Here is a 24351-nt window from a genome sequence, read left to right as displayed (position 1 = left end):
AATTTTGGAAAGCGGGCTGGAGCGGCCGGTGGTGTCTAGCGCCAGTCGCCGATGGCCGCCTGTATGACGGCGAGCGCCGCGACCGCGGCCGTGTCCGCCCGCAAGATGCGCGGGCCGAGGGGTATGGCGGTCACGAAGTCAAGCGAACGCAGCGTGCTGCGCTCGGCATCCGAAAACCCGCCTTCCGGGCCGACCAGCAGGGCGAGCTTCGTCTCCCTGATTGCAGAGAGCACCGGCAGGGGATTCTGTCCATCATGACCCTCGTCGCAGTAGATGATGCGGCGGCTCTTGTCCCAGCCGTCCAGCAGGTCCGAGAGCTTCACCGGCTCCTCGACCGCCGGAATGGAGAGGATCCCGCACTGCTCGGCCGCTTCGACGACATTCGCCTTCAGCTTGTCGGTCGAGTGGATCTTGCCCTGCACATGCTGGGTCATGACGGGGACCAGCGTCCCGGCCCCCATTTCGACGGCCTTCTGCACGAGATAGTCCATGCGCCCGACCTTCAGCGGCGCGAAGAGATAATGGAGGTCGGAGGCATCCGGCTGCGGCCGCGTCTGCTCCTTGGGAGACAGCAGAATACGCTTGCGCGTCGGAAAGGAGAGCTCCGCCTTCCATTCGCCGTCACGGCCGTTGAACAGCAGGATCTCCGCCCCGTCGCCCATCCGCAGCACGTTGGCGAGATAGTTGAACTGGGCGGAATCGGCTTCGACCGGTGTTGCGGCGGCAAGGGGGGCGTCGACAAACAGCCGCTGCATGCGGAAATTGGCGCGCATGGGATGCTCCGGCGATCGGTGATGGATGTCTGGTTCAGACGGCGATGGAGGCAAGTATCCAGTAAATGACGGCGGCAAGCAAGGCCGAGGCCGGCACCGTGATGATCCAGGCGGCGACGATGGTCATGAAGTGCGAGCGGCGCACGAGATAGCGGCGGCGGATTTCCTCTTCCGAGGGCTGCTTGAGCGATTCCGGCTTGCCGGCCTTCATCTGGATGTAGGCGGCGCGGCGCTTGGAGTTCTTGGTGTACCATTCACGGAAGAATCCGACGCCGAAAACGGCACCGACGGCGATATGGGTAGAGGAGACCGGCAGTCCGAGCCAGGAGGCGACGATGACGGTCAGCGCCGCCGACAGCGCCACGCAAAAGGCGCGCATCGGATTGAGCTTGGTGATCTGCTCGCCGACAAGACGGATCAGCCGCGGCCCGAACAGCAGCAGGCCGATCGAGATCCCGATCGCGCCGATGATCATGACCCAGAGCGGAATGTTGACGTTGGCCGAAATCTCGTTTGCCTCGGCCGCATGCACGACGGCTGATAGCGGTCCGATGGCGTTTGCGACGTCGTTGGCACCGTGCGCAAAGGACAGCAGGGCGGCCGAGAAGATCAGCGGAATCTGGAAGAGCTTGCGCAGCGACTGGTTACGGTTCTCGAGGCCGCGCGCCTGCCGCGCGACGAGCGGCACGGATGCCGCCCAGCCGATGCCGCCGGCCACGAGGCCAATCAGCGCGGCAATGCCAAGCGAGATGGAGATCAGGTGGTTGAGGCCCTTCAGCGACAGATAGGCGGTGAATGCGCCGGTCATGACGGCGATCAGCACCGGAACCCATTTCTTCGCCGCTTCGATCTTGTCTTCGCGGTAGATGATGAATTCCTTGATGAAGGCGAGAAACAGCGCGGCGATGATGCCGCCAAGGAAGGGCGAAATCACCCAGCTTGCCGCGATCGCCGACATGGACTGCCAGTTGATCGTGCCGAAGCCGGAGGCGGCTATACCCGCGCCCATCACGCCGCCGACGACCGCATGCGTGGTCGAGACCGGCGCGCCGATCCAGGTGGCGAGGTTGACCCACAGCGCCGACGACAGGAGCGCCGCCATCATCGCCCAGATGAACATGTCGGCGGTTGGGATCAGCGACGGGTCGATGATGCCCTTGGAAATGGTCGAGACCACGTCGCCGCCGGCAATCAGCGCGCCGGCTGTCTCGAAGACAGCGGCGACGACGAGCGCCAGCGTCATGCTCATCGCCCGGGAACCGACGGCCGGGCCGACATTGTTGGTCACGTCGTTGGCGCCGATGTTCATCGCCATGTAGGCGCCGAGCGCTGCCGCCGCGATCATGATCAGCGAGCTTTCGCCCTTGCCGACGAAGACGGCGGCAAACAGCATGGCCAGGATCAGGAAGATGAGCGCGATGCCGGGCGCGACCAGCGACTTCGAGACGAAATGCGTGGCCGCCTCGACATGGGTGATCTTGTCGAGATCCTTGTCGAGCGTCAGTTTTTCCAGTCGCGGCTTAGAATTGGCCATGCGGCATCTCCAAAAGTGAGGCCTTCGCCTACCGTCAGTGACGCCAAAGCGCAATATGACAGTCTTGTGACAGTGCTGATTTTCGCCCGTCAGGCCTGCAGGACACGTTTTTTCTGTGTCGTGCGGTCCGCAATCTCCTGCTCGAAATCGATGAGCAGCTTTTTCAGCTCGGGCTCCTGAACCCGCGTCGCGGCTTCACGGCAGCTTACCCATTCCAGGGTCCGGCTGCCTTTTTCGGGATAGTTCTTCATCATGCCGTCCACCTCGACGGCATGCACCTGCACCTTGCAGCTGACTTTCAGTCCGCTGTTGAGGCCCTTCATGTAGGTGTAGTAGCCAAGAGGTTCGCGGCTCGCCTTGCCCGAAACGCCGGCCTCCTCGAAGGCCTCCCGTTCCGCGACCGTATGCGCCTTCTTGCCGGCCATCGGCCAGCCCTTGGGAATGACCCAGCGACCGGTGTCCCGGCTGGTGATCAGCAGGACCTCCAGTTCCGGCTTCTTCTTCTTCCATCGATAGCACAGCGCTGCGAATTGCAGGCGCGCCGGACGGCGCACCATCAGATGGATGTCGGACGCTATGCGTTCCCAGAGGTTCACTCTTCCTGCCTTTCAGCGCTGACGTGACGAATCATCGTGATAAGCATCTCTACAATGCAGAGATTGTGTGACACTGGAGTATATAATCAATGCTTCGCGTACAAACAGTCCGCGAATTGCCAAAAAAAGACTGTATCGGCCGGGTTTCCCGCCTAGTCGACGATCACGATGTGCAGGGCGCGCGGACCGTGGGCGCCGAGCAGGATGGTCTGCTCGATGTCGCCGGATCGCGACGGACCGGTCACCATGTTGACCGTGCGCGGCATCGTCCCCTTGCCATAGGTCTGGCGGATACCCTCGAAAGCCTCTTCCATCGTCGCGCCGATATCGCTCGCCTTAACGGCGACGATGTGGTGTTCGGGCAGGAAGGTGATCGTCACCGGATTGTCCGGTCCCGAGGCGAGGACGAGCGTTCCGGTTTCGGCGATTGCGGCCCGCGCATGGCTGACGCCGGCGAGGTCGGAACCGTCCGACGGCCCGCTCTTGATCTCGAGTGTCCGCTCGCTGTCGAAGCCGGCGCCCGTCAGCAGCGGATCGGCGCCCATGCGCACGGATGCCGGCAGGTTGCGCGATTTCAGGTAGGTGCTGACTTCCTTGGGCAGATCGGTGATCGAGCCGATCCGCGCGACGGTCGCGTTGTATTTCTCCGCATATTTCACGAAGACCGCGATGCGTTCCTCGTCCGGCAGCTGCGCGCGGGCGGGCAGGATGCCGGTCGGCGCGTCCTTGATGCGTTCGGAAACGGTCGCCGCGCGCGTGCCGTCATCCGCCGGCGCGCCGAGCGACTTCTTCACCTTGGTGAGAATATTGGCGCGGGCGTTCATCGGCCTGCCTCCTGCTTCCTGTTTTCGCGCTGTGCCCATTCCTGCAGGAAGGTGCGGCCTTCGGGTGCCGGAAAATCACGGTACTTCGTCCATCCGCCGGCTAGAGGCAGCGAGCGGATGCGGCGTCCGGTGCCGCCGAGAAGCGACAGCGCCGGCATCGCGAAGGAGACGGCGAAGCGGTAGAGTTTCGGCCGGCGGGCAAAGAACGCCCAGAGGCCGAGGCCGTAGCGGGCGGCCGACGGCGTCAGATGCCGCTCGAACTCACGTTCCCGCCAGTTGCGCATCATCTTCGGCAGAGGAATGCGCATCGGGCACACGCTTTCGCAGCGCCCGCAGAAGGTCGAGGCGTTCGGAAGATGCCCGGCCTTGTCGATGCCGTTCAGCGACGGGGTCAGCACCGCGCCCATCGGGCCGGGATAGACGGAGCCGTAGGCATGGCCGCCGACGGCGTGATAGACCGGACAGTGGTTCATGCAGGCGCCGCAGCGGATGCAGCGGAGCATTTCCTGGAATTCGGTGCCAAGCATCGCCGAGCGGCCGTTGTCGAGCAGCACGACATGGTATTCCTCGGGCCCGTCCTCGTCTTCCGGTCGCTTCGGACCCGTGGAAAAGGTGGTGTAGACCGACATGTCCTGGCCCGTCGCCGAGCGCGCCAGCAATCGCAGGATCTGGGCGCAGTCGTTGAGCGTCGGCACGATCTTTTCAAGCGAGGCGACGGCGATGTGGCATTTGCCGAGCGACTGGGTGAGATCGCCATTGCCCTCGTTGGTGACGATCACGGAGGAGCCTGTCTCGGCAATCAGGAAATTGGCGCCGGTAATCCCGACATCGGCCTCGAAATAGCGCTTGCGGAGAACCTCCCGGGCCTCGGAGAGAAGCGAGGTCGGCTCCGTCAGGTCACGCGCCTCGGGCAAATGCGTGTGGACGCGGCGGAAGTCGCCTTCGACCTGTTCCTTGTTGAGATGCACGGCCGGCGCGATGATGTGGCTCGGATGCTCGCCCCGCAGCTGGATGATGTATTCGCCAAGGTCGGTCTCGACCGGCACGATGCCGTTTTCTTCCAGATACTCGTTGAGATTGATCTCCTCGGTGATCATGGACTTGCCCTTGGTCACCGTCTTCGCATTCCGCTTGCGGCAGATGGCGAGAATGATCTCGCGGGCCTCTTCGGCCGTTTCCGCCCAGTGCACGTGGCCGCCGGCCTCGGTCACCTTCTTCTCGTAGGCCTCCAGGTAGAGGTCGAGATGGCCGAGCACGTGGTTCTTGATCTCGCGGGCGTTGTCGCGCAGCGCGTCGAATTCCGGCAGGTCGGCCGCCGCCGCCGCGCGTTTGCCGATGAAGCCCTTCTGGACGTTGAGCAGCGCCTTCTGCAGCTGTTCGTCGGCGAGCGCCCTGGCGCTGTTTTCCTTGAATTGCGGCGAGGTCAGCTTCATTTGGCTTGTCCTGCAATCGGTTTCGTGTCGGTCATCCCGGCCAGCACCTCGGCGACATGGCGGACCTCGATCTTCGAGCCCTCCCGCTTCAGCTTGCCGGCCATGTTCATGAGACAGCCCATGTCGCCGGCCAGCAGCACATCGGCGCCGGAGGCATCGATGTTGGTGGTCTTCTTTGAAACGATGGCGTTGGAGATATCGGAATACTTCACGCAGAACGTGCCGCCGAAGCCGCAACAGACGTCGCTGTCCTTCATCTCGTTGATCGTCAGGCCGTCCACTGACGTCAGAAGATCGCGCGGCTGCTTCGAAATGCCGAGCTCGCGCAGGCCCGAACAGCTGTCGTGATAGGTGACGGAGCCGTCGAAGGCCGCGTCGACGGATTTGACCTTCATGACGTCGGCGAGGAAGGAGACGAGTTCGAATACCTTGGCTGAAAAAGCGGAAGCGCGCGCTTCCCATTTGGCATCGCCCTTGAACAGGCCGGGATAATGCTTCTTCAGCATGGAGGAACAGGAGCCGGACGGCGCGACGATATAGTCGAAGCCTTCGAAGGTCTCGATGACCTGCTCGGCAATCGCCCGCGTATCGGCCCGGTCGCCGGAATTGTAGGCCGGCTGGCCGCAACAGGTCTGCGCCATCGGCACATGCACCTCGCAGCCGGCATCCTCGATCAGCTTGACGGCCGCAAAGCCGACCGTCGGGCGGAACAGGTCGACGAGACAGGTGGCGAAAAGGCCCACCTGCGGTTTGCGTGCATCCGCTTGCATGTCATGCGTTTCAGCCATCGCTGGTCATCCGTCCTTTTCCGTCTTGCGTGTCGTGCGCCGCGCCGCGCGAAAGCATGCGCAGACGTGAAACGCGGTCCCATTCGCCGGCCCGCTCGCTTTCGCGGACCGCGTTGATTACGAAATCTATGTGCGCCTGGGCCGCCGCCTTGGCCGCCTCCGGACGACCGGCGAGGATGGCGTCGCAGATCGTCACATGCTGCGCCAGAAGCTTCTCCCGATAGTCGGCAAAGGAAAACACGGCCTGCCGATTGAAGAAGATGCCGCGGTTCAAGAGCTTGTAGCAGGCGCGCAGCGTGTGCAGCAGGATGAGATTGTGGGCCGCTTCGCCGATCGCCGAATGGAACTCCACGTCGGCGCGAAGCTCGTCGTCGAAATTGCCGCGCTCATGCGCCGCCTTCATGTCGGCGACGATCCGCTCCAGCAGTGCCCGGTCGGTGGCGGTCGCCCGCTTGGCCGCCAGTTCCGCCGTCAGGCCTTCAAGTTCGCGCCGGTATTCGAGATAGTCGAGCGCCGCATGGCTGTGCCGGCCGATGAGATCCATCAGCGGCTGCGAGAACACTTCGCCGATGATATCGGCCACATAGGTGCCGCCGCCGTGATGGCTGATGAGCAACCCGCGCGCCTCGAGTTCCTTCAGAGCCTGCCGCAGGATCGGTCGCGAGACGTCGAGCATCTGCGCCAGTTCGCGTTCGCCCGGCAGCTTCTCGCTGTCGCGCAGCACGCCGTCGAGCAGCAGAAGCTCGATCTGCTGCACCACCTCGTCGGCGGTCTTCATCGGCGAAATGCGGGCAAAGGGTCCGATATCCGACATGGCATCCTTCCTGATGAGCCAAGAAGTAGCAGCAGACCGGAGAAGTGGTCAATCTTTTTGTCCACTTACCGCGAGGATGTCGTTTCCTCGCGGCAAGGCCGACCGATCAGCCGAACTTGAGGAAGAGTTTGGAGTAGGGCGCCTTCAGTCCATCGATCGCCGAACGCACGGCAGCCGCATCGCCGGCGCTTTCCAGTTTGGCAAGGCTGTCTTCGACGGATGCGAGCAGCGCTGCAAAGCTGTCATCGACGTCGGCAGGGGGATGGGCGGCGATATCACTCAGCAGGTATTCGAGCACGGCAGCCTCTTCATGGGCTTCCTCCGGCGACATGTCGGGTTTTCCGATCACCTCTTCCATGCGGGCGTGATAGGCATTCATCCGATCTGAGATGCCGAACAGGCCGTTGCGGATATGCATGTCGCCAATCTGATCGCGTATGCCTTCGAGGGCCTCGTGGGCCTCTGGCAGTGCGCCGGCCGCGATCTTTTCTTCTGCCGCGCTGGCAATGGTGACGATGGCGGACATCGTCTCGCCATAACGCACGTCGTCGGCATATTGCGGCGGTGCGGGCCGGTCTTTCAGTGCGGTCCATTCCGACGAGAACTTGGAGACGGCCTTGGCTGATTCCGCAGCCTTGCCCATGTTGGTCATGAACAATGCTGTCCTGTAGTCGCCATAGGCGGTGCGCATCGCCGCTTCGAAATCGGTAAAGTCATTGGCGAGCGCCGGGCTCCACAACGCCACCGGCAATAGAGCCGCAATGGCAAGCTGTGCAATTCTCATGATAGGAACTCCCTTGTCGAGCTTGGCACCGTGAAGGTGCCGGCGATGCAGCGCGGTGTTGCAGTGTCTGGCTCCAATAGATATTGAAAATTATATATATGCAATAATAAAGATCCCGAGATCGACAATTGTTCCGGCGTCGGTTTGTAGTAGGAGGATGAAAGAGCCGATGAGGGGAAATTCATGGCCGATCGCAAGTTTGCCTTTCCAGCCGCGCCGGAGCGTGCCAGGGCTCTGGGCGAGATTCACGCCCGGCCATACGCACTTGTCAGCTCGCCACGGGTGATCTTCCAGCTCGCCTTCATGATGGACGGCGGATCGGTCGTTCATCACACGGCATTGAGCGAGCTTGCCAAGAGCCGCGGGGCGACGCCGCCGGTGCGTGATGCCAGCCATTATTCGATGCCGTGGGGGCAGGGGACGCTGCGCTGGGAGAAGCACACGGAGTTTTCCACCTGGTTCTGGGACTGTCCCGTTCCGGAGTCGTTTGGCGCAGATGTTCCGGTTCATCCGTTCGGCGACGGCTTCACGGCACCCGGTTCGCTGATTTCCGGCATCCGTCTGGAGCTTCGCCCGCAAGGCGAGGCTCTGAAGCAGGCGCTGGCGATCTTCGATCCCGCGAGCCTCTGCCACAGTGAGGTCAAGGACGGGCAGGCGACGATCCTCACCGATTTTCACCAGAACGGAGACGGCCTCACGCAGATCCTGGTCATCGACAAGGGGCTGACGGAGGCAGGGCGCGGCGCGCTGGTCCAGCGCCTCCTCGATATAGAGACCTACCGCACGCTGGCGATGCTCGGCCTGCCGCTCGCCCAGTCGCTGTCGGGCGATATCCGCCGCATCGAGGACGAGCTGACGCAGATCACGCAGCGCATGAAGACAGATGCGCGCGAGGAGGCCGACCAGATGCTCGGCGACATCACGCGGCTCGCCTCCGAGGTCGAGGCGAATTCGGCGCTGAGCCTATATCGCTTCGGCGCCAGCAAGGCCTATTACGGCATCGTGCAGGAGCGCACGAAGGTACTCGGCGAAACGCCGGTTTCCGGTTTCGAGACGCTGGGGTCCTTTCTCGAACGGCGGCTCGCGCCGGCCATGCGGACCTGCCGCTCGGTCGAGGACCGCCAGGAAAGCATTTCCAACAAGCTCTACCGCGCCACAGGGCTCCTGCGCAGCTGGATCGATGTCGAACTGGAGCGCCAGAACAGCGACCTGCTCGCCTCGATGAACCGGCGGGCCAACCTGCAGCTTCGCCTGCAGCAGACGGTGGAAGGCCTCTCTGTCGCCGCCGTTTCCTATTATGTCATCGGCTTGGTCGGCTATCTCGCCAAGGGCGCGGAGGAGATGGGCGCGCCGTTCCACTACACGACCGTCACCGCGATTGCCGTTCCCTTCGTCGTCGCCCTCATCTGGTGGACAGTGCGTCGCATTCGCCGGAGCCATGCGGAAGACGGGCACTGAGTTTGGAAGGCGTCAGAAGGCCGGATCGTAGTTGAAGTAGATCGGATTGGAGAGCGCCACCTTGTTGCCGCTGAGCGCCATCGCGTTCGGCACGTCCGGATAGGGCGTCTGCGGTCCTTCGATCTCCACACGGTAATAGCTTCGCTCCCCGATAGCCGGCGTGTCGACGAAGCGCACCGTCTGCGTTTCCGGATCGGCGGTCAGGACGGCGAAATCCTGGCGGTTCTTGATGACCTTCACGGTATAGCGCACGCCGCTGATGCCGCCGCCGATCAGCCGTACCTCGAATGTGACCGGACCGCCGGAAGGCTTCACATTGTCGCCCATGCCGAGTTCCATGATGCCGTCACCGTCGAGGTCGGCATGCAGTTCGACACGCGGATTGAACGGGTTGGCGCTGATGGAGGCGCGGCCTGCCTCCAGCGCCTCGAACAGGGCTTCCTTCGTGCGTTCGCGGGCGAAGATCCAGGTGGTCGGCGTCCCGACATAATTCGCGGTCGCCTCGACGCTGAGCGCGGTCGTCAGTTCCGGACGGTCCGGAACGCCGTGGTGGGCGTCGCTGCCGCCGCGTGCGCCGAGCATTCGGCCGGAGAGCAGCATGTCGTCCCAGATCCGCACCCCCGGAATGTTCTTGGGCCAGGTACTGCCGTTCCAGATCTCGACCGAATCGGCGATGTCGAAGGAGTAGCCGTAGTGGTTCTTGGTGCTGGGGTGATTTGCGGAGAAGTGAATACCCAGTTTTTTCTTCAGGGCCAGAAGATCCCAGTCGCGGGCGTTGCGGGCATCGAACACCGCCTGATGGTCGTAGGGCTCGCTCGCAAGGATGTTGATATGGCCGCGCGGTGCCGTCAGTTCGCCGCCATAGGGCAGGAGAAGCCGGTCGGACCGATACTCCGGATCGGCCCAGGTGTGGCTGGCGACCGCGCCGTTCACATGCACGTCGTGGTCTGTCACCACCAGATAGTCGAAGCCGGTGCGCTCGGCAAACGCGATGATCTTGCCGATCGGATTGTTGGTGGAATCCGTGCTGTGGCGGGAATGCAGGTGCCAGTCGCCCTTGAGCCAGATGCCCTCGCGAGGGGCGTGGATCGTCGGGAGCGTATCGGGAATGGCAGGCATGAAATGGAACCGTGTTTTACGCGACGACCGGAGCAAGGGCCGCCCTGGAAAAATAAGCTGCGGGGCGCGGCGAAAAGCCAGCCCTGTTTAGTCCCTCCGCCCCGTCAGGACAAGCATCGCGGTCGCGGTCAACTGCTGTCTTACCGGTCCCAATAGGGCGCGGGACCGTAAAGCGCTGCGAGATAGTCGATGAAGGCACGCACCTTCTGTGGCAGGAATTCGCGGCTTGGATAGACCGCCGACAGCGCCACATTGCGCGAGCTCTCGTAACCGGGCAGCACCTGCACGATTTGCCCGGCCTTCAGTTCGGGGCCGATATCCCAGGTGGATCTGAGCGCGATGCCGAGACCGCCGATCACCGCCTCGCGGATCACCTCGCTGGAATTGGTCACCAGCTTGCCTTCCGGGCGCAGCACCACCGGGCCGTCCGGTCCTTCGAGCCGCCAGCTGTCATTGTTGTGGGCCGGCAGGCAGGCATGCGTCTTCAGTTCCTCGATTGTCTTCGGCGTCCCGTGAATGGCGAGATAATCCGGTGAGGCGCAGAGTATGCGCCGCACCGGCGCCAGCCGGCGGGCGACAAGGCTCGAATCGCTCAGTTCGGCAATGCGGATGGCGAGATCGAAACCGCCACCGACAATATCGGTGAATTCGTCGGTCAGCGTCAGCTGGATCGAGATGCCGGGATGGCGTTCCATGAAGCCCTTGAGATGCGGCGCGATGTGCATGCGCCCGAACGACGTCGGCGCGGAGATCTTCAGCGTGCCGTGCATCTCGCTGGACCGGCCCGAGGCGAAGGCTTCGGCGTCTTCGAGATCGGCGAGGATGGCCGTCACCCGGTCATGATAGCCCTTGCCGGCTTCGGTCAGGGCGATCTGCCGGGTGGTGCGCTGGAAAAGCCTTGTGCCGAGCCGCTCCTCCAGCCGTTTGATACGCTTGGAAATCACCGCCGGCGAGAGCCCGAGAATGCGGCCTGCCGCCGACATGCTGCCCGTCGCCGCAACACGGACGAACGCGTCCAGGTCTTCGAGATTCGTCATCAATCGCCGCCATCTTTTCCAGATTGGAATAAATGATTAGCATTTGTGGAGGATTGAGTGAAGTGGTAAAGAAAGATTACCAATCGCTGTCCGTAGATGGTCATGCCGCTTTTGACCGGTTGTCACCGGCGCTGCTTCGGGGCAATCTGCGGCACACGGACAAGGGAGGAAGATCATGACAGGCGCAATCGGATTTCTGGAGCCGAAGGCGTCGGTGCTGTCGCGGCGCGACATCATCGTCGGCGATCTTGCCGATCTCCTGCCGCCGGAATGTCTGGTCCACGAGGCGCGCGAACTCGTGCCCTTCGAGACCGACGCCTTCATCGCCTATCGCCGCGTGCCGCTCGCCGTCGCCCTGCCGCAGACCACAGAGCAGGTCTCCGCCGTGATGAAATACTGCCACCGCTACGGCATTCCCGTCGTTCCGCGCGGTGCCGGCACTTCACTGTCGGGCGGTGCGATCCCGCAGGAGGACGCGGTCGTTCTCGGCCTCTCCAAGATGAACCGCATTCTCGACGTCGATCTCGCCAACCGCACGGCGACGGTGCAGGCGGGCGTCACCAACATCAACATTTCCGAAGCCGTTTCCGCGGAAGGCTTCTTCTACGCGCCGGATCCGAGCTCGCAGCTCGCCTGCACCATCGGCGGCAATATCGGCATGAATTCCGGCGGCGCGCACTGTCTGAAATACGGGGTGACCACCAACAATCTCCTCGGGGTCAAGATGGTGTTGGTCGACGGCACCGTGATCGAACTCGGCGGCAAGCATCTCGACGCCGGCGGCTACGACCTGCTCGGCCTCGTTTGCGGTTCGGAAGGGCAGCTGGGCATCGTCACCGAGGCGACGGTCCGCCTGATTGCAAAGCCCGAAGGCGCCCGCCCGGTTCTCTTCGGCTTCGAGACGTCGGAGGAGGCGGGCTCCTGCGTGGCCGATATCATCGGAACGGGCATCATCCCGGTCGCGATCGAATTCATGGACAAGCGGGCGGTCGAAATCTGCGAGGCCTTCGCCCATGCTGGCTATCCGCTCGATGTCGGCGCGCTGCTGATCATCGAGGTCGAGGGCTCGGAGAAGGAAATGGATGCCATGCTCGCGGAGATCGTGGTGATTGCCGGCCGGCACAACGTCAAGGTCGTCAAGGAATGCCAGTCGGCGACCGAGGCGGCGCTGATCTGGAAGGGCCGGAAATCCGCCTTCGGCGCGACCGGCCGCATTGCCGATTACATCTGCATGGACGGGACGGTGCCGCTGAGCCAGCTCTCCTACGTGCTGAAGAAGACCTCGGAAATCACCGACGGCTTGGGGTTGCGCGTCGCCAACGTCTTCCACGCCGGCGACGGCAACATGCATCCGCTGATCCTCTACAATATCAACGATCCCGAAGACGCGGCCCGCGCCGAGCAGGCCGGCAATGAGATCCTGAAACTCTGTGTCGATGCCGGCGGCTGCCTGACCGGCGAACACGGCGTCGGCATCGAAAAGCGCGACCTCATGCGCCACCAGTATACGGATATCGATCTCGACCAGCAGATGGCCGTGCGCGCCGCCTTCGATCCGGACTGGCTGCTCAATCCGTCCAAGGTCTTCCCGCTGGATGGAAGGAGCGCGGCATGAGCGCGCCTTTGACACCGACGACCGAGATTGAAGTCGCCGACATCGTTCGCAGCCATGCCGCGAGCGGGACAACGCTGGCGATCCGGGGCGGCGGCACGCGTTCCGGTTTCGGCAATCCGGTGCGCGCCGATGCCTCACTGACGACGACCGGCCTCTCCGGCATCGTCTCCTACAATCCGTCGGAAATGGTGCTGACCGCGAAATCCGGAACACCGATCGTGGAGATCGAGGCGGCGCTCGCCGAGGCCGGCCAGATGATGGCCTTCGAGCCGGTCGACCATCGCCCGTTGATGGGGACCGATGGCGAGCCGACGATCGGCGGCCTGTTTGCTGCAAACGTCTCCGGTCCGCGCCGCTTCGTATCCGGTGCGGCGCGCGATGCGCTTCTCGGCGTTCGTTTCGTCAATGGTCGCGGCGAAGCCGTCAAGGCCGGCGGCCGGGTGATGAAGAACGTCACCGGCCTCGATCTCGTCAAGGCGATGGCCGGCTCCTACGGCACGCTCGGCATCATGACCGAAGTCACCTTCAAGGTCCTGCCGCGTCCGCAGGCCGTGGAAACCATTGTCGTGGACGATCTGGACGACGAGCAGGCGACGGCTGCGATGGCGGCCGCCATGGCGCTGCCGGTCGAAGTCTCCGGCGCCGCGCACCTGCCGCCGACCGTTGCCTGGCGCTACGGCGAGCTCGGCCTGTCGTCAGGCGGCGCGACTGTCCTGCGTCTGGAGGGTCTCCCAAGCTCCGTCGAGGCGCGGGCGGAAAAGCTCGTCTCTGCCATGTCCGCTCTAGGCCCTGTGCGGCGGCTTGGCCGTGAACCGAGCCTTGCTCTCTGGCAGGCGATTGCCAATGTCTCGCCCTATGCGGATGGTTCGCAAAAACCCGTCTGGCGGGTCTCCGTTGCGCCGAGCAGGGGGCATGAGCTGGTCGCAGCCCTTCGCCTCGAAGCGGGCATCGATGCCTTTTACGACTGGCAGGGCGGTCTCGTCTGGATGCGCATGGAGGCCGGAATCGAGGCCGACCTCGTGCGTGCCGGCATTCGTAGCGTCGGCGGCGGTCATGCGACACTTGTGCGCGCCGCCGAAGGGATGCGCGTGGGCATCGCCGCGTTCGAGCCGCGCGACAGCGCGGTTGCGGTTCTGGAAGAGGCGATCCGCCTGAAGTTCGACCCCGGCGGCATCTTCAATCCAGGCAAGATGGCGCTGAAGACCGCCCTTGCAGCTGCGTGATGGACAATGGAAAGGGAGACTTGCGATGAGTGAAAACGGACAGGCGTTCCCGGACTCGAAGGGGCTTCTCGAGCCGGGCAAGGCCAATGTGCAATTGGTCTACGTTCTCTACCTCTTCGGCTTCATCGTCGGCATCACGCCGCTGATCGGCGTGGTGATCGCCTATCTCAACCGCGGCAAGGCCGGCGGCTGGGTCGAGAGTCACTACAGTTGGCAGATCCGCACCTTCTGGATCGGTCTTCTGTTCAGCCTCGTCTCGCTGGTGCTGACCTTCGTCTTCATCGGCATCCTGCTGTTCGTGCTGACGGCCGTCTGGATGATCGCCCGTTGCGTCGTCGGTCTGCAGAAGGCCGGCAATGATGAGCCGATCGCCAATCCGCAAGCCTGGATCCTCTGAAAAGGGCAGTCCTCCAACACCGGAGTTATCGTGCAGACCAATTTCACGCCCGAACAGTTGCTGGATCCGCATGTCGCCGAATCCGAGGCCATCCTGCGCAAATGCGTGCATTGCGGCTTCTGCACGGCGACCTGTCCGACCTATGTCACGCTCGGCAATGAACTCGACAGCCCGCGTGGCCGCATATACCTGATCAAGGACATGCTGGAAAACGGCCGGCCGGCGGACAAGGAACTGGTCACCCATATCGACCGCTGCCTGTCGTGCCTGGCCTGCACGACGACCTGTCCCTCCGGCGTCGACTACATGCATCTGGTCGATCACGCCCGCATTCATATCGAGAAGACCTATCGCAGGCCTCTGTCGGAGCGGCTCATCCGCTCTCTTCTTGCCTTCGTCCTGCCCTATCCGGCCCGCTTTCGCGCCGCGCTGAGCCTTGCCCGGCTGGCGCGCCCATTTGCCGGGCTGTTCGATCGCATTGCGCCGCTGAAGCCGATGGCGGCGATGCTGCGGCTGGCGCCGGAGGCGGGGCCGCAAGCGGCCGCGCCGCGCGGCAACCATGCCGCCGCCGGCGTCACGCGGGGGCGGGTGGCAATCCTCGGCGGCTGCGCCCAGCCGGTGCTCGATCCCGGCATTAATGCCGCCGCGATCCGCCTGCTGACGCGCTTTGGCGTCGAGGTCGTCGAGCCGAAGGGCGAGGGGTGCTGCGGCGCGCTCGTTCATCACATGGGACGCGAGGAGGCAGCCCTTGCCGATGCCCGCCGCAATGTCGACGTCTGGACGCGGGAGATCGAGGCGGGCGGGCTCGACGCGATCATCGTCACCACATCCGGCTGCGGCACGGTGATCAAGGATTACGGCCACATGCTCCGCCTCGACCCGGCCTATGCCGAAAAGGCGGCAAGGGTTTCGGCGCTTGCCAAGGACATCACGGAATATCTGGCGACACTGGACCTTCCCGAACAACCGCAGTCCGGCGTCACCGTCGCCTATCACTCGGCCTGCTCGCTCCAGCATGGGCAGAAAGTCACCGTCGCGCCCAAGGCGCTCCTGAAGCGCGCGGGGTTTGCCGTGCGCGACCCGGCCGAGGCACATCTGTGCTGTGGCTCCGCAGGCACGTACAACATCCTGCAGTCGGATATCTCGGAAAAGTTGAAGGCGCGCAAGGTGCGTAATCTTCAGGCCTTGAAGGCGGATGTCGTCGCTGCCGGCAATATCGGCTGCATCACACAGATTGCATCTGCTGCGAACGTTCCCATCGTTCACACGGTAGAGTTGCTGGACTGGGCATATGGAGGTAAAAGTCCGGAAAGATTAAGAAAATCGTGATATAGCGAGTGTTACGTTCTGAGGCTCGAACTTGATGGGAGGCGAGAATCGTGACGAAATTCTGGATCACATTTCTGCTCGCATGCGTGGTTCTGGCACGGGTGCCGGCATTTGCGGACGACCGCTTCAACTGTGCCAATGACGACAAGGACCTGCGCCTGTCGCTCGATGTCGGCTTCTCGGAAGAGCCGGGGCAGGGGCTCATCCATCTGCGCGGCGCGGCCACCTTCACCGTCAATGCGCCCGACGAAATCCGCACCATCCGGCTCGAAAGCAACCTGCTGAAACAGTACTGGTTCGACGGCAAGGACCTGCGCCTGCGCTTCATCCAGGAAAGCTACAGCGATTCGCCCTTCTACATCGTCGATTTCACGGTGGCAGTCTCGAAGACCCTGGGCCAGCGCATAGCCGGCAGCTATGACGTCATCATTCGCAAGACCAACGAGAAGCGCCTGAAGCGCTATTCGACGATCTTCGAGCGATCCGACAAGCTTCTCTGTTCCAAGCGATAAAAAAAGCCCGTCATGTTTGTGGACGGGCTTCTTTCAATGTAGGCCGGGTGTGCCTTACCAGTGATAGGTCACGCCGAGGTTGACCGCGTTGGTCCAGATATTGGTCTTCAGCGATGCGTTGTTGTCGATATCGACGTCGATCATCGAATAGTTTCCCTTGTACTCGGCAAACATCGACCATTGGTCATTGAACTTGTAGTCGATGCCGGCCTGCACCTGGAAAGCGGCGCCGCCAAGCTGATATTCGAAGGTGCTGTTTCCGTTCCGGGTGACTTCGACATGCGGGGCGTTGATACCGGCGCCGACACCGACATAGGGCGTCCAGCTGGGCGAGAAATCGGTGAAGCGATAGATCGCATTGACCGTCAGCAGGTTGAGGCCGTCGGTGAATTCGAAATGCGTCCAGTCGCCGGCAGCCGATGCCATGGTGCCGTCGGTCGCATAGACCTTGGCGTGGGTATAGTCGAGCGAAACACCCCAGTTGGAATAACCGAAGTCATCGAGCCAGTAGAGGCCGCGGATACCCCAATAGGGCGGAAGCTTCGAGAGTGACTTTCCTTCCCACTTGGCGTCGAAATCCGCCTGGTCGCTGACATCGACGTCGCTGTCGAGTGCGCCCTGGATGCCGCCGTAAGCGGAAAACTGCATTTCAGCCGCCGCATGTCCTGCCGGCAGCAGGATCATGGTGGAGCATAGAAGAGGAAGAGTTTTGCGCAGAGCGGAAGAAAACATCATCGTCGGCACTGTCCCGTCAATTATAGCGAATCGAATCTCTACGTATTTCTAAAATTCGAACTTGGGACCGGCAAGCAAGACTTGGCCATGTTTCCGCCATATTTGCGGAATGGTTGCAAAAATGCCGCGGTTTTAATCAAAACCGCGGCATTTCGGATTTCTTGTGGAATGGCGTGAGCGGCGGTTAGCCGCCGAACAGCGTGCGCAGGATGTCGACGCCCCTGTCGTCGTATTGAACGTTGCCCTGGCGGTTACCCGGGCCGACGACGATCACCTTGGTGCCGAGCGCCACGCGCTCATAGAGATCCGTGACGTCCTTGTTCATCATCCGGATGCAGCCGGACGACATGTTCTGGCCGATAGACCACGGCTGGTTGGTGCCGTGGATCCGGAAGCCGGAATCGCCACCGCCATTGTAGAGGTAGAGCGCGCGGGCACCGAGCGGATTGTCCTCACCGCCTGGCATGTAGGCCGGCAGGATGTGGCCCTTCTTGCGCTCGCGGACGATCATCTGCGGCGGCGGCGTCCAGCCGGGCCATTCGGCCTTGCGGCGCACCTTCACCACACCCGACCAGCCGAAGCCCTCGCGGCCGACGCCGATGCCGTAGCGGATCGCGCGGTTGTTGCCGAGCGTGTAGTAGAGGAACTTGTTGTTCGTATCGACGATGATGGTGCCGGGGGCCTCGGTGGTCGAGAAGCGGACGATCTGCTTCTTGAACTTCGGATTCACTTCCTTGCGGTTGGTCGCGACCATGACCACATCGGCCGGCGGCGTCGGGCTTGCAGTGCGCGTTGATACCGTCAGGGCGTTGGCGGACGATATGCCCGACAGGCTGGTTACGGTGAACGCGGCCGCAGCCAGCAGCGTCGATAGCTTCAGCATAATGAAATCCCTCTCCAGTTGATCATGAAAAAACAGCAGATGTACGCAGGCAATTCAAGTCTTGACGGCCACGATAAAGCAGATGTGAACGCGTGACGTGGCCTCAAGACCACAATATCCGGCCGCAGACGACCGAATATTGCGATGAATGCCGGAAATAGTGGCGAGACGGCCGCGTCAGATGACGACGACCTTGGTGCCGACCGGAACGCGCTCGTAAAGGTCGGTCACGTCCTCGTTGCGCATGCGGATGCAGCCCGACGAGACGGCGTTGCCGATCGTCCAGGGCGCGTTGGTGCCGTGGATGCGGTAGAGGGTCGAGCCGAGATACATGGCGCGGGCGCCGAGCGGATTGGCAAGGCCGCCTTCCATGTGGGCAGGCAGGTAGTGTCCCTTCTTCGCCTCGCGGTCGATCATTTCCTTCGGCGGGTTCCACTGCGGCCATTCGGCCTTGCGGGTGATCCGCTCCGTGCCGTTCCAGCCGAAGCCTTCCTTGCCGACGCCGACGCCGTAGCGGCGTGCCATGCCGTTGTCGAGAACGAGGTAGAGGAAGCGCTGGTTCGTATCGATGACGATCGTGCCGGGCTTTTCATTCGTCTGGTAGGAGACGATCTGGGGCAGGAATTGCGGGGCGATCTGCTGGCGAGCCGGATTTTGCGGCTGCACGGCGACCTGCTGCACCGGCATGCCGGCGGCGGGCTGGCGGTTCATCGGCCGGCCGTAGAGCGAGTTGCTGTAGACGATCGCCCGCTGCGGCTGGCGCGCATAGACCCGCGGGCGCTGCACGCCCTGACCGCCGAGTTGCACCAGCCACGGGGCGGCGAGGTCGGGGCTGACGATCACCGGCGGCCGGCTCTGGTAACGGTCGTCGGCCTTCGCCGGGGCGGACATGGCGCAAGCGACGCTTGCCATCAAACACAGAATGGTCTTCTTCATCGGATACTCGCTACTTGTTGCTCGATGATCTCAATGCGACAGGGGAACCAAGGTTCCTTCAAAGCCCGATACTGCCGCTTTTTGGTCAACGCATTCGTTAAGGGCCATTCATAAAATGCCACCGAAGGCTGAAACCTTTGCGCAAGGTTACCGCGGGGTTTGCAAACTGCGTTAACCGGTGGTAAATCCGGCGATGGATCGAACAAAGAGGGAACGATAATGTCGGCTGACGGCTTGATCATGGGCGACGATGGCAATCACCGCTGCTTCTGGTATGGCGGTCTTCCCGACTACATGCGCTATCACGACGAGGAATGGGGATATCCGGTGACCGACGATATCCGCCTGTTCGAGAAGATCTGCCTGGAAGGCTTCCAGTCGGGGCTTTCCTGGCTGACCATCCTGCGCAAGCGCGACAATTTCCGTGCCGCCTTCGCCGGTTTCGATTTCCACAAGGTCGCCGTCTTCGACGATTCCGACATCGAGCGCTGCCTTGCCGACAAGGGCATCGTCCGCCATCGCGGCAAGATCGTCTCGACGATCAACAACGCCCGCCGCGCCGTCGACCTGAAGGCCGAATTCGGCACGCTGGCGCGCTATTTCTGGAGCTTCGAGCCGAAACCTGAGGAGCGCCCGGCGACCATGGACTGGGCGACGCTGAAGGCCAATCCAACGACGCCGGCCTCCGTGCGCCTGTCAAAGGACCTGAAGAAGCGTGGCTGGTCCTTTGTCGGACCGACGACGGTCTACGCCTTCATGCAGGCCATGGGCCTCGTCAACGACCATATCGAAGGCTGCTGCTGCCGGGAAAAGGCGCTCGGCGCACGTCGCGCGCTAGCCACGCCGTGAGGCTGACCGTCAGTCGATACTGACGGCCAGCACGCGGCTGATTTCCGTCAGCGACCGGCCGGACTGTTCCTTCCAGGTGTTGAAGGCCTTCTGCACGGCGGCCAGCTGCTTGGCTGACGACGGCGCCTTGTCGACCACGCCCTCGGCGATCAGCCGATTGACGACGCTTTGCGACAGGATGAAGCTATCGACACCGGCAAAGCGCAGGAAATACTGCCCGGTATTGCCACCAAGCCGCGTGCCGCGCTTCTTGAGAATGTCCAGCAGTCCGACATAATCGTCTGCCGGCCAGTCGGCGAAGAAGCGGCCGGCCGAACCGTGCTCCTCGGCAAGATCGGCGACAAACCGGGCATTGTCCTGCACCGCCTTGATCTTCGGCCCGTGGCGGACGATCCGTTCGTCGCTGACAAGGCGTTCGAAATCCTCGTCATGCAGCATCGCGCAGAAGGCGATGTCGAAGCCTTCGAACGCGGCTTCGAACCCCGGCCACATGGCCTCGACGACCTTCCAGTTGAAGCCCGCCTGGAAGATGCATTTCGTCATCAGCGCCAGATAGCGGTCGTCAGGCATGGCGGCGATCTCGGCCGACGTCCTGGGCCGTATCACATGCGCTTCGATCTCGTCGGCGCTGCCCTTTCGCTGGATGGCGAGGTCGTAGATTTCCGGGAAGGAACGCATGCGATGTGGATCTCCGGTCAGTCGAGTGAGGCGATCAGCGGCAGCAATTGGCCGAGATTGGAAATTTCGCGAAAGCGCGGCGCTTCGCGCGGCGGCTCGACATGTTCGAGCACCCAGGTCAACTCGTGTGGCACGAACACGCCGTAGCTGCCGGCGGCAATCGCCGGCACCACGTCCGATTTCAACGAATTGCCGACCATCATCGCCCGTTCCGGCCCGTCGCCGGTCTCGGCGAAAATGCGGCGATAGGTTACCGCGGTCTTGTCGGAGACGATCTCGACGGCATCGAACAGGTCGCCGAGCCCCGATTGCGCTAGCTTGCGTTCCTGGTCGAACAGGTCGCCCTTGGTGATCAGCACCAGCATGTATTTGCCGGCGAGCGCTGCGAGTGTCTCTTCCACATGCGGGAGCGTCTCCACGGGGTGGGAGAGGAGCGAGCGGCCGATATCGAGGATCTCGCTGATGGTGCGTGCCGGCACGTTGCCCTCGGTGATCTCGATTGCCGTTTCGATCATCGACAGGGTGAAGCCCTTGATGCCGAAGCCGTAGTGCTGGAGATTGCGTTTCTCGGCGTCCAGCAGGCGGCTGGCGATGTGCTCGCCTTCCGCATAGTCGCCGAGCAGCTTGATGAACTCGCCTTCGGTCAGCCGGTAGAACTGTTCGTTCTGCCACAGCGTGTCATCGGCATCGAAACCGATCGTCGTCAGGTGATGGGCGGACATACTCGCTCCCGTCGGTCCGGCATTCGCGTTCAAGGTAGCGCGTTTATAAGGAGAGGCAAGGGAGGTCGGAGACTTGACGCTGCCCCTCCCCAACCCCTCCCCACAAGGGGGAGGGGCTTAACCCGATTGCCGGCCTTTCCGTTGAAGCAGGTCTTCACCACACGTCTTCTCTCCCCTTGTGGGAGAGATGGCCGGCAGGCCAGAGAGGGCCTTTGTCCTTTTCACTCAAACCGCAATCACCCGATGCACGAACTCATGCTCGCGGCTTTCCTCGCCGAAGGGCGAGACCGGCCAGAGCCAGCTGTCTTCCGCAGGCGGTAGCGCGACACCATGCATCAGGTCGACTTCGGAGAGTGTCTTGCCGCTCCTGTCCATCACCGCATAGGAGACGTCGGTGACGAGGCAGGCGCTGGCGGGCAGGGCGGTGAGCCCCTGCCAGTGGGCGGCGAGGATGCGCGCGACGGTATCCTCGGGCATGGGATCACGCTCTTTCTTCAGCCGGTGCTCGGCGCCGGTGCCGAGTTGCGAGAGAAGATTTGGCGAGACGATGAAGTCGAGATCGGCGATGTCTTCCAGAAAGGCGAGCGGCCTCAGATCGCGGCCATGCTTCAAGGCGTCGTAACCGGAGAGATCCCGTTCCACGCAGCTGACATTGCGGTATTTGCCGAGCTTCAGCATCAGCCGCACGCTGGCAAGATGGGCGATGTCGTAGAGGATCACCCTGTCGAACGCATCCGCCAACTGCCGGATCGGCACGTCGCGCAACAGGCCGGAGCCGAGGACGACGGCGGTCCGCCGCTTCTCCAGCGTCGCCATCTTCTTCAGGATGAAATTCTTGGTCCGCGTCTCATGCTCGCGCCAGGCGCCGCGGCAACGCTTGGCCCGCGACCACAGTTTGACCGAATAATGGATCGCCCCGGCGTTCTTCGTCGGGCTGACGGCCAGTGTGGCGGCAAAGAGAGCGGCTTCGGCAAGCATTATCGGTATATGTCGCTTCGATGGCCGACTTCGATCACCAGCACCACCAGGCGCTGGTCCTGTATATCGCAAATGATCCGATAGTCTCCGACGCGGTAGCGCCAAAAATTGCCCAACTCATCTCCTTGAAGGGCGGAGCCGATCTGGCGGGGATTGTCCAGTTTGCTGACACGGTCATGCAGGAACGATCGAATACGCTTGCGAGTTTGTGAATCCAGTTTCTCAACGAGCTTGCGCGCAGAGCGATTGTATTCAATCGTCCAGACCACGCCAGAATTCCTGTTCACTGACGACTTCTGTCTCTCCGCTTTCGATCTGTCGCTGGGCCTCGCGGGCCCGCGCCAGCAAATACTGGTCCTCAAGCCGTTCCTCAAGGATATGCAGCATGTAGGCATCGGGTTTCGTACCCGCCTCGGCCGCATATTTTTCAATGAGGCGGAGCATTTCTTCCGGCATATCGAGCGTGACGCGCTTGTTCATCGGCAAAATCCCTGGCAATGCGGCCGAATATAGCAGTCGCGGCCCTGCCTCGCCAGCCTTCCGGGCTTGATGGCGAAAGCCCAATCCGTTACAGCAACGCCACAATCAACCCGATGCTGACGTATCATCCTGCAGTTGGATTTCCGACCATGAGCGACAAGACCAAGAAGCCCCAGAAGCTCAAAGCCCGCCTGCCGCGCGGCTTCGTCGACCGTGGCGCCGCCGACATCCGCGCCGTCAACGAGATGACCGCGAAGATCCGCGAAGTCTACGAACGCTACGGTTTCGATCCGGTCGAAACGCCGCTGTTCGAATATACCGATGCGCTCGGCAAGTTCCTGCCCGATGCTGACCGCCCGAACGAAGGCGTCTTCTCGCTGCAGGACGACGACGACCAGTGGATGAGCCTGCGCTACGACCTGACCGCGCCGCTCGCCCGCCATGTCGCGGAAAACTTCAACGAGATCCAGCTTCCTTACCGCACCTATCGCGCCGGCTACGTCTTCCGCAACGAAAAGCCCGGCCCCGGCCGCTTCCGCCAGTTCATGCAGTTTGACGCCGACACCGTCGGCGCCCCGGGCGTCCAGGCGGATGCCGAAATGTGCATGATGATGGCCGACACGCTGGAAGCCCTCGGCATCAAGCGCGGCGACTATGTGATCCGGGTGAACAACCGCAAGGTTCTGGATGGTGTGCTCGAGGCCATCGGTCTCGGAGGCGACGACAAGGCCGGACAGCGCCTGAATGTCCTGCGCGCCATCGACAAGCTCGACAAGTTCGGTCCCGAGGGCGTGAAGCTTTTGCTCGGCCCCGGCCGCAAGGATGAGTCCGGTGATTTCACCAAGGGTGCGGGGCTGAACGATGAGCAGATCGCCAAGGTCCTCTTTTTTGTCGGCATCAAGAATTACGCTGAAAGCGCCGAAGAACTGGCAGAGCTTCTGCGTGGTACGTCCAAGGGTGAAGAGGGCGTCGAAGAACTGAACTTCATCGGCGCATTGGTCGCAGGCGCCGGCTACGACGCCACGAGGGTCAAGATCGACCCCTCCGTCGTTCGCGGCCTCGAATACTACACCGGCCCCGTCTACGAAGCCGAACTCACCTTCGACGTCACCAACGAAAAAGGCGAGAAGGTCGTCTTTGGTTCGGTCGGCGGCGGCGGGCGCTATGACGGGCTCGTCTCGCGTTTTATGGGCCAGCCGGTCCCGGCGACGGGCTTCTCCATCGGCGTGTCGCGCCTGATGACAGCGCTCAAAAACCTCGGCAAGCTCGGCGCGTCCGAGGTCATCGAGCCGGTGCTGATCACCGTCATGGATGGCGATGCGGAGAGCATGGGCCGCTACCAGCGCTTCACCCAGGCGCTGCGCAATGAAGGCATCCGCGCCGAAATGTACCAGGGCAACTGGAAAAAGTTCGGCAATCAGCTGAAATACGCCGACCGCCGCGGCTGCCCGCTCGCCATCATCCAGGGCGGCGACGAGCGCTCGCAAGGCGTCGTGCAGATCAAGGACCTGATCGAGGGCAAGCGCCTCTCCGGCGAAATCACCGACAACGCCGAATGGCGCGAGGCCCGCGTCGCCCAGGTGACCGTGCCGGAAGCCGAACTGGTCGAAAAGGTCAAGGCCATGCTCGCCGACCAGGCCGAAGACCGGGCGAGGGCGACCTCAACTGGATCGGGGAATTGAGCGATGATGTTTGAGAGGGTTTTTCCCCTCCCCACCCCCTCCCCACAAGGGGGAGGGGCTTTCAGGCCCCGCCTCGCGCTTTTATGTTTGTTCAGCTGTAAGGCTGGCGTCTTGCGCCAACCCGCTCCCTCCCCCCTGTGGGGAGGGTTGGGGAGGGGCTTTGGCACGGGAG

General features: G+C 62.6%; 26 protein-coding genes. 8 read left to right on the top strand and 18 right to left on the bottom strand.

Annotation, left to right across the window (positions count from 1 at the left end; all coding sequences use genetic code 11):
* Nucleotides 1–35: 35 nt before the first annotated feature.
* The 8 genes from ACU5AY_RS13540 to ACU5AY_RS13505 all read right to left on the bottom strand — a co-directional run bounded on the left by ACU5AY_RS13540 (nt 36) and on the right by ACU5AY_RS13505 (nt 7546).
* Nucleotides 36–773, bottom strand: a complete 738-nt coding sequence (locus ACU5AY_RS13540) for a 16S rRNA (uracil(1498)-N(3))-methyltransferase (RefSeq protein ID WP_446826616.1) — start codon at nt 771–773, stop codon at nt 36–38.
* Between the two features lie 34 nt (nt 774–807).
* Nucleotides 808–2307, bottom strand: coding sequence for an inorganic phosphate transporter (locus ACU5AY_RS13535; protein ID WP_446826615.1), 1500 nt, complete (start codon nt 2305–2307; stop codon nt 808–810).
* An 89-nt stretch (nt 2308–2396) separates the two neighbouring features.
* On the bottom strand, nt 2397–2903 hold the full coding sequence (locus ACU5AY_RS13530; protein WP_446825217.1) for an NUDIX hydrolase: 507 nt from the start codon (nt 2901–2903) through the stop codon (nt 2397–2399).
* A gap of 152 nt (nt 2904–3055) precedes the next feature.
* Nucleotides 3056–3727 carry a LutC/YkgG family protein gene (locus ACU5AY_RS13525; RefSeq protein WP_446826614.1) on the bottom strand — a complete coding sequence of 224 codons (672 nt, stop codon included), beginning with the start codon at nt 3725–3727 and terminating at the stop codon, nt 3056–3058.
* Complete coding sequence (locus tag ACU5AY_RS13520) at nt 3724–5160, bottom strand: LutB/LldF family L-lactate oxidation iron-sulfur protein (protein ID WP_446826613.1); 1437 nt, start codon at nt 5158–5160, stop codon at nt 3724–3726. Before ACU5AY_RS13520 ends, ACU5AY_RS13525 begins: the two co-directional genes overlap by 4 nt.
* Nucleotides 5157–5948 (bottom strand): (Fe-S)-binding protein, encoded by a 792-nt coding sequence (locus ACU5AY_RS13515; protein WP_446825214.1) that lies wholly within the window; start codon nt 5946–5948, stop codon nt 5157–5159. The genes ACU5AY_RS13520 and ACU5AY_RS13515 overlap by 4 nt, the downstream gene beginning before the upstream one ends.
* A complete protein-coding gene (locus tag ACU5AY_RS13510) occupies nt 5941–6762 on the bottom strand; it encodes a FadR/GntR family transcriptional regulator (protein ID WP_446825213.1) in 822 nt (273 codons plus the stop codon). Before ACU5AY_RS13510 ends, ACU5AY_RS13515 begins: the two co-directional genes overlap by 8 nt.
* Nucleotides 6763–6868: 106 nt before the next feature.
* Nucleotides 6869–7546 (bottom strand): hypothetical protein, encoded by a 678-nt coding sequence (locus ACU5AY_RS13505; protein ID WP_446826612.1) that lies wholly within the window; start codon nt 7544–7546, stop codon nt 6869–6871.
* Between the two features lie 183 nt (nt 7547–7729).
* On the opposite strand from ACU5AY_RS13505, the gene ACU5AY_RS13500 reads away from it, so the two are divergent.
* Nucleotides 7730–9004, top strand: coding sequence for a DUF3422 family protein (locus ACU5AY_RS13500; RefSeq protein ID WP_446826611.1), 1275 nt, complete (start codon nt 7730–7732; stop codon nt 9002–9004).
* Between the two features lie 12 nt (nt 9005–9016).
* Here ACU5AY_RS13500 and ACU5AY_RS13495 read toward each other — a convergent pair whose 3' ends face one another.
* Together ACU5AY_RS13495 and ACU5AY_RS13490 are read right to left on the bottom strand one after the other, a co-directional pair.
* Nucleotides 9017–10123: a CehA/McbA family metallohydrolase gene (locus ACU5AY_RS13495; RefSeq protein WP_446826610.1), complete on the bottom strand. Its 1107-nt coding sequence runs from the start codon at nt 10121–10123 to the stop codon at nt 9017–9019.
* Nucleotides 10124–10263: 140 nt separating this feature from the next.
* On the bottom strand, nt 10264–11160 hold the full coding sequence (locus ACU5AY_RS13490; RefSeq protein WP_446826609.1) for a LysR family transcriptional regulator: 897 nt from the start codon (nt 11158–11160) through the stop codon (nt 10264–10266).
* A 175-nt stretch (nt 11161–11335) separates the two neighbouring features.
* On the opposite strand from ACU5AY_RS13490, the gene ACU5AY_RS13485 reads away from it, so the two are divergent.
* Genes ACU5AY_RS13485 through ACU5AY_RS13465 form a run of 5 tightly spaced genes read left to right on the top strand, consistent with a single transcriptional unit; the run spans nt 11336 to nt 16236 of the window.
* Nucleotides 11336–12775 carry an FAD-linked oxidase C-terminal domain-containing protein gene (locus ACU5AY_RS13485; protein WP_446826608.1) on the top strand — a complete coding sequence of 480 codons (1440 nt, stop codon included), beginning with the start codon at nt 11336–11338 and terminating at the stop codon, nt 12773–12775.
* Nucleotides 12772–13998 carry an FAD-binding protein gene (locus ACU5AY_RS13480; protein ID WP_446826607.1) on the top strand — a complete coding sequence of 409 codons (1227 nt, stop codon included), beginning with the start codon at nt 12772–12774 and terminating at the stop codon, nt 13996–13998. Before ACU5AY_RS13485 ends, ACU5AY_RS13480 begins: the two co-directional genes overlap by 4 nt.
* Before the next feature lie 25 nt (nt 13999–14023).
* On the top strand, nt 14024–14395 hold the full coding sequence (locus tag ACU5AY_RS13475; RefSeq protein ID WP_446826606.1) for a DUF4870 family protein: 372 nt from the start codon (nt 14024–14026) through the stop codon (nt 14393–14395).
* Between the two features lie 30 nt (nt 14396–14425).
* Nucleotides 14426–15724 (top strand): glycolate oxidase subunit GlcF, encoded by a 1299-nt coding sequence (glcF, locus tag ACU5AY_RS13470; RefSeq protein WP_446826605.1) that lies wholly within the window; start codon nt 14426–14428, stop codon nt 15722–15724.
* A 50-nt stretch (nt 15725–15774) separates the two neighbouring features.
* Nucleotides 15775–16236, top strand: coding sequence for a hypothetical protein (locus ACU5AY_RS13465; protein WP_446826604.1), 462 nt, complete (start codon nt 15775–15777; stop codon nt 16234–16236).
* A 54-nt stretch (nt 16237–16290) separates the two neighbouring features.
* On the opposite strand, the gene ACU5AY_RS13460 is transcribed toward ACU5AY_RS13465, so the two are convergent.
* The 3 genes from ACU5AY_RS13460 to ACU5AY_RS13450 form a co-directional block, all read right to left on the bottom strand.
* Nucleotides 16291–16920: an outer membrane protein gene (locus ACU5AY_RS13460; RefSeq protein ID WP_446826603.1), complete on the bottom strand. Its 630-nt coding sequence runs from the start codon at nt 16918–16920 to the stop codon at nt 16291–16293.
* Between the two features lie 235 nt (nt 16921–17155).
* A complete protein-coding gene (locus ACU5AY_RS13455) occupies nt 17156–17854 on the bottom strand; it encodes a L,D-transpeptidase (protein ID WP_446826602.1) in 699 nt (232 codons plus the stop codon).
* A gap of 177 nt (nt 17855–18031) precedes the next feature.
* Entirely contained in the window at nt 18032–18790 is a 759-nt protein-coding gene (locus ACU5AY_RS13450; protein WP_446826601.1) for a L,D-transpeptidase family protein, read from the bottom strand.
* Between the two features lie 219 nt (nt 18791–19009).
* Between ACU5AY_RS13450 and ACU5AY_RS13445 the strand changes: the two genes are divergently transcribed.
* Nucleotides 19010–19639 carry a DNA-3-methyladenine glycosylase I gene (locus tag ACU5AY_RS13445; protein WP_446826600.1) on the top strand — a complete coding sequence of 210 codons (630 nt, stop codon included), beginning with the start codon at nt 19010–19012 and terminating at the stop codon, nt 19637–19639.
* A 9-nt stretch (nt 19640–19648) separates the two neighbouring features.
* On the opposite strand, the gene ACU5AY_RS13440 is transcribed toward ACU5AY_RS13445, so the two are convergent.
* The 5 genes from ACU5AY_RS13440 to ACU5AY_RS13420 form a co-directional block, all read right to left on the bottom strand.
* Nucleotides 19649–20317 carry a DNA-3-methyladenine glycosylase I gene (locus ACU5AY_RS13440; RefSeq protein WP_446826599.1) on the bottom strand — a complete coding sequence of 223 codons (669 nt, stop codon included), beginning with the start codon at nt 20315–20317 and terminating at the stop codon, nt 19649–19651.
* A gap of 17 nt (nt 20318–20334) precedes the next feature.
* The gene (locus ACU5AY_RS13435) at nt 20335–21039 is read right to left on the bottom strand and encodes an HAD family hydrolase (RefSeq protein WP_446826598.1); all 705 of its coding nucleotides are present in this window, start codon (nt 21037–21039) and stop codon (nt 20335–20337) included.
* A gap of 225 nt (nt 21040–21264) precedes the next feature.
* Nucleotides 21265–22017 (bottom strand): hypothetical protein, encoded by a 753-nt coding sequence (locus ACU5AY_RS13430; protein ID WP_446826597.1) that lies wholly within the window; start codon nt 22015–22017, stop codon nt 21265–21267.
* On the bottom strand, nt 22017–22286 hold the full coding sequence (locus tag ACU5AY_RS13425; RefSeq protein WP_446826596.1) for a type II toxin-antitoxin system RelE family toxin: 270 nt from the start codon (nt 22284–22286) through the stop codon (nt 22017–22019). The genes ACU5AY_RS13430 and ACU5AY_RS13425 overlap by 1 nt, the downstream gene beginning before the upstream one ends.
* Entirely contained in the window at nt 22270–22497 is a 228-nt protein-coding gene (locus ACU5AY_RS13420) for a DUF6290 family protein (protein ID WP_446826595.1), read from the bottom strand. Before ACU5AY_RS13420 ends, ACU5AY_RS13425 begins: the two co-directional genes overlap by 17 nt.
* A gap of 149 nt (nt 22498–22646) precedes the next feature.
* Between ACU5AY_RS13420 and hisS the strand changes: the two genes are divergently transcribed.
* A complete protein-coding gene (gene hisS / locus ACU5AY_RS13415) occupies nt 22647–24179 on the top strand; it encodes a histidine--tRNA ligase (RefSeq protein WP_446826594.1) in 1533 nt (510 codons plus the stop codon).
* Nucleotides 24180–24351: the final 172 nt, after the last annotated feature.

The sequence above is a fragment of the Rhizobium sp. PAMB 3174 genome (genome assembly GCF_052908375.1).
Note: the sequence above shows the minus strand (reverse complement) of the source record. Positions and strands in the feature narration are given on the sequence as shown.

Bases quoted from the DNA above. Each gene is read 5' to 3' on its own strand.
- ACU5AY_RS13540 (WP_446826616.1), bottom strand. From the start codon at position 773: ATGCGCGCCAATTTCCGCATGCAGCGGCTGTTTGTCGACGCCCCCCTT.
- ACU5AY_RS13535 (WP_446826615.1), bottom strand. From the start codon at position 2,307: ATGGCCAATTCTAAGCCGCGACTGGAAAAACTGACGCTCGACAAGGAT.
- ACU5AY_RS13525 (WP_446826614.1), bottom strand. From the start codon at position 3,727: ATGAACGCCCGCGCCAATATTCTCACCAAGGTGAAGAAGTCGCTCGGC.
- ACU5AY_RS13520 (WP_446826613.1), bottom strand. From the start codon at position 5,160: ATGAAGCTGACCTCGCCGCAATTCAAGGAAAACAGCGCCAGGGCGCTC.
- ACU5AY_RS13515 (WP_446825214.1), bottom strand. From the start codon at position 5,948: ATGGCTGAAACGCATGACATGCAAGCGGATGCACGCAAACCGCAGGTG.
- ACU5AY_RS13510 (WP_446825213.1), bottom strand. From the start codon at position 6,762: ATGTCGGATATCGGACCCTTTGCCCGCATTTCGCCGATGAAGACCGCC.
- ACU5AY_RS13505 (WP_446826612.1), bottom strand. From the start codon at position 7,546: ATGAGAATTGCACAGCTTGCCATTGCGGCTCTATTGCCGGTGGCGTTG.
- ACU5AY_RS13500 (WP_446826611.1), top strand. From the start codon at position 7,730: ATGGCCGATCGCAAGTTTGCCTTTCCAGCCGCGCCGGAGCGTGCCAGG.
- ACU5AY_RS13495 (WP_446826610.1), bottom strand. From the start codon at position 10,123: ATGCCTGCCATTCCCGATACGCTCCCGACGATCCACGCCCCTCGCGAG.
- ACU5AY_RS13490 (WP_446826609.1), bottom strand. From the start codon at position 11,160: ATGACGAATCTCGAAGACCTGGACGCGTTCGTCCGTGTTGCGGCGACG.
- ACU5AY_RS13485 (WP_446826608.1), top strand. From the start codon at position 11,336: ATGACAGGCGCAATCGGATTTCTGGAGCCGAAGGCGTCGGTGCTGTCG.
- ACU5AY_RS13480 (WP_446826607.1), top strand. From the start codon at position 12,772: ATGAGCGCGCCTTTGACACCGACGACCGAGATTGAAGTCGCCGACATC.
- ACU5AY_RS13475 (WP_446826606.1), top strand. From the start codon at position 14,024: ATGAGTGAAAACGGACAGGCGTTCCCGGACTCGAAGGGGCTTCTCGAG.
- ACU5AY_RS13460 (WP_446826603.1), bottom strand. From the start codon at position 16,920: ATGATCCTGCTGCCGGCAGGACATGCGGCGGCTGAAATGCAGTTTTCC.
- ACU5AY_RS13455 (WP_446826602.1), bottom strand. From the start codon at position 17,854: ATGCTGAAGCTATCGACGCTGCTGGCTGCGGCCGCGTTCACCGTAACC.
- ACU5AY_RS13450 (WP_446826601.1), bottom strand. From the start codon at position 18,790: ATGAAGAAGACCATTCTGTGTTTGATGGCAAGCGTCGCTTGCGCCATG.
- ACU5AY_RS13445 (WP_446826600.1), top strand. From the start codon at position 19,010: ATGTCGGCTGACGGCTTGATCATGGGCGACGATGGCAATCACCGCTGC.
- ACU5AY_RS13440 (WP_446826599.1), bottom strand. From the start codon at position 20,317: ATGCGTTCCTTCCCGGAAATCTACGACCTCGCCATCCAGCGAAAGGGC.
- ACU5AY_RS13435 (WP_446826598.1), bottom strand. From the start codon at position 21,039: ATGTCCGCCCATCACCTGACGACGATCGGTTTCGATGCCGATGACACG.
- ACU5AY_RS13430 (WP_446826597.1), bottom strand. From the start codon at position 22,017: ATGCTTGCCGAAGCCGCTCTCTTTGCCGCCACACTGGCCGTCAGCCCG.
- ACU5AY_RS13420 (WP_446826595.1), bottom strand. From the start codon at position 22,497: ATGAACAAGCGCGTCACGCTCGATATGCCGGAAGAAATGCTCCGCCTC.
- hisS (WP_446826594.1), top strand. From the start codon at position 22,647: ATGAGCGACAAGACCAAGAAGCCCCAGAAGCTCAAAGCCCGCCTGCCG.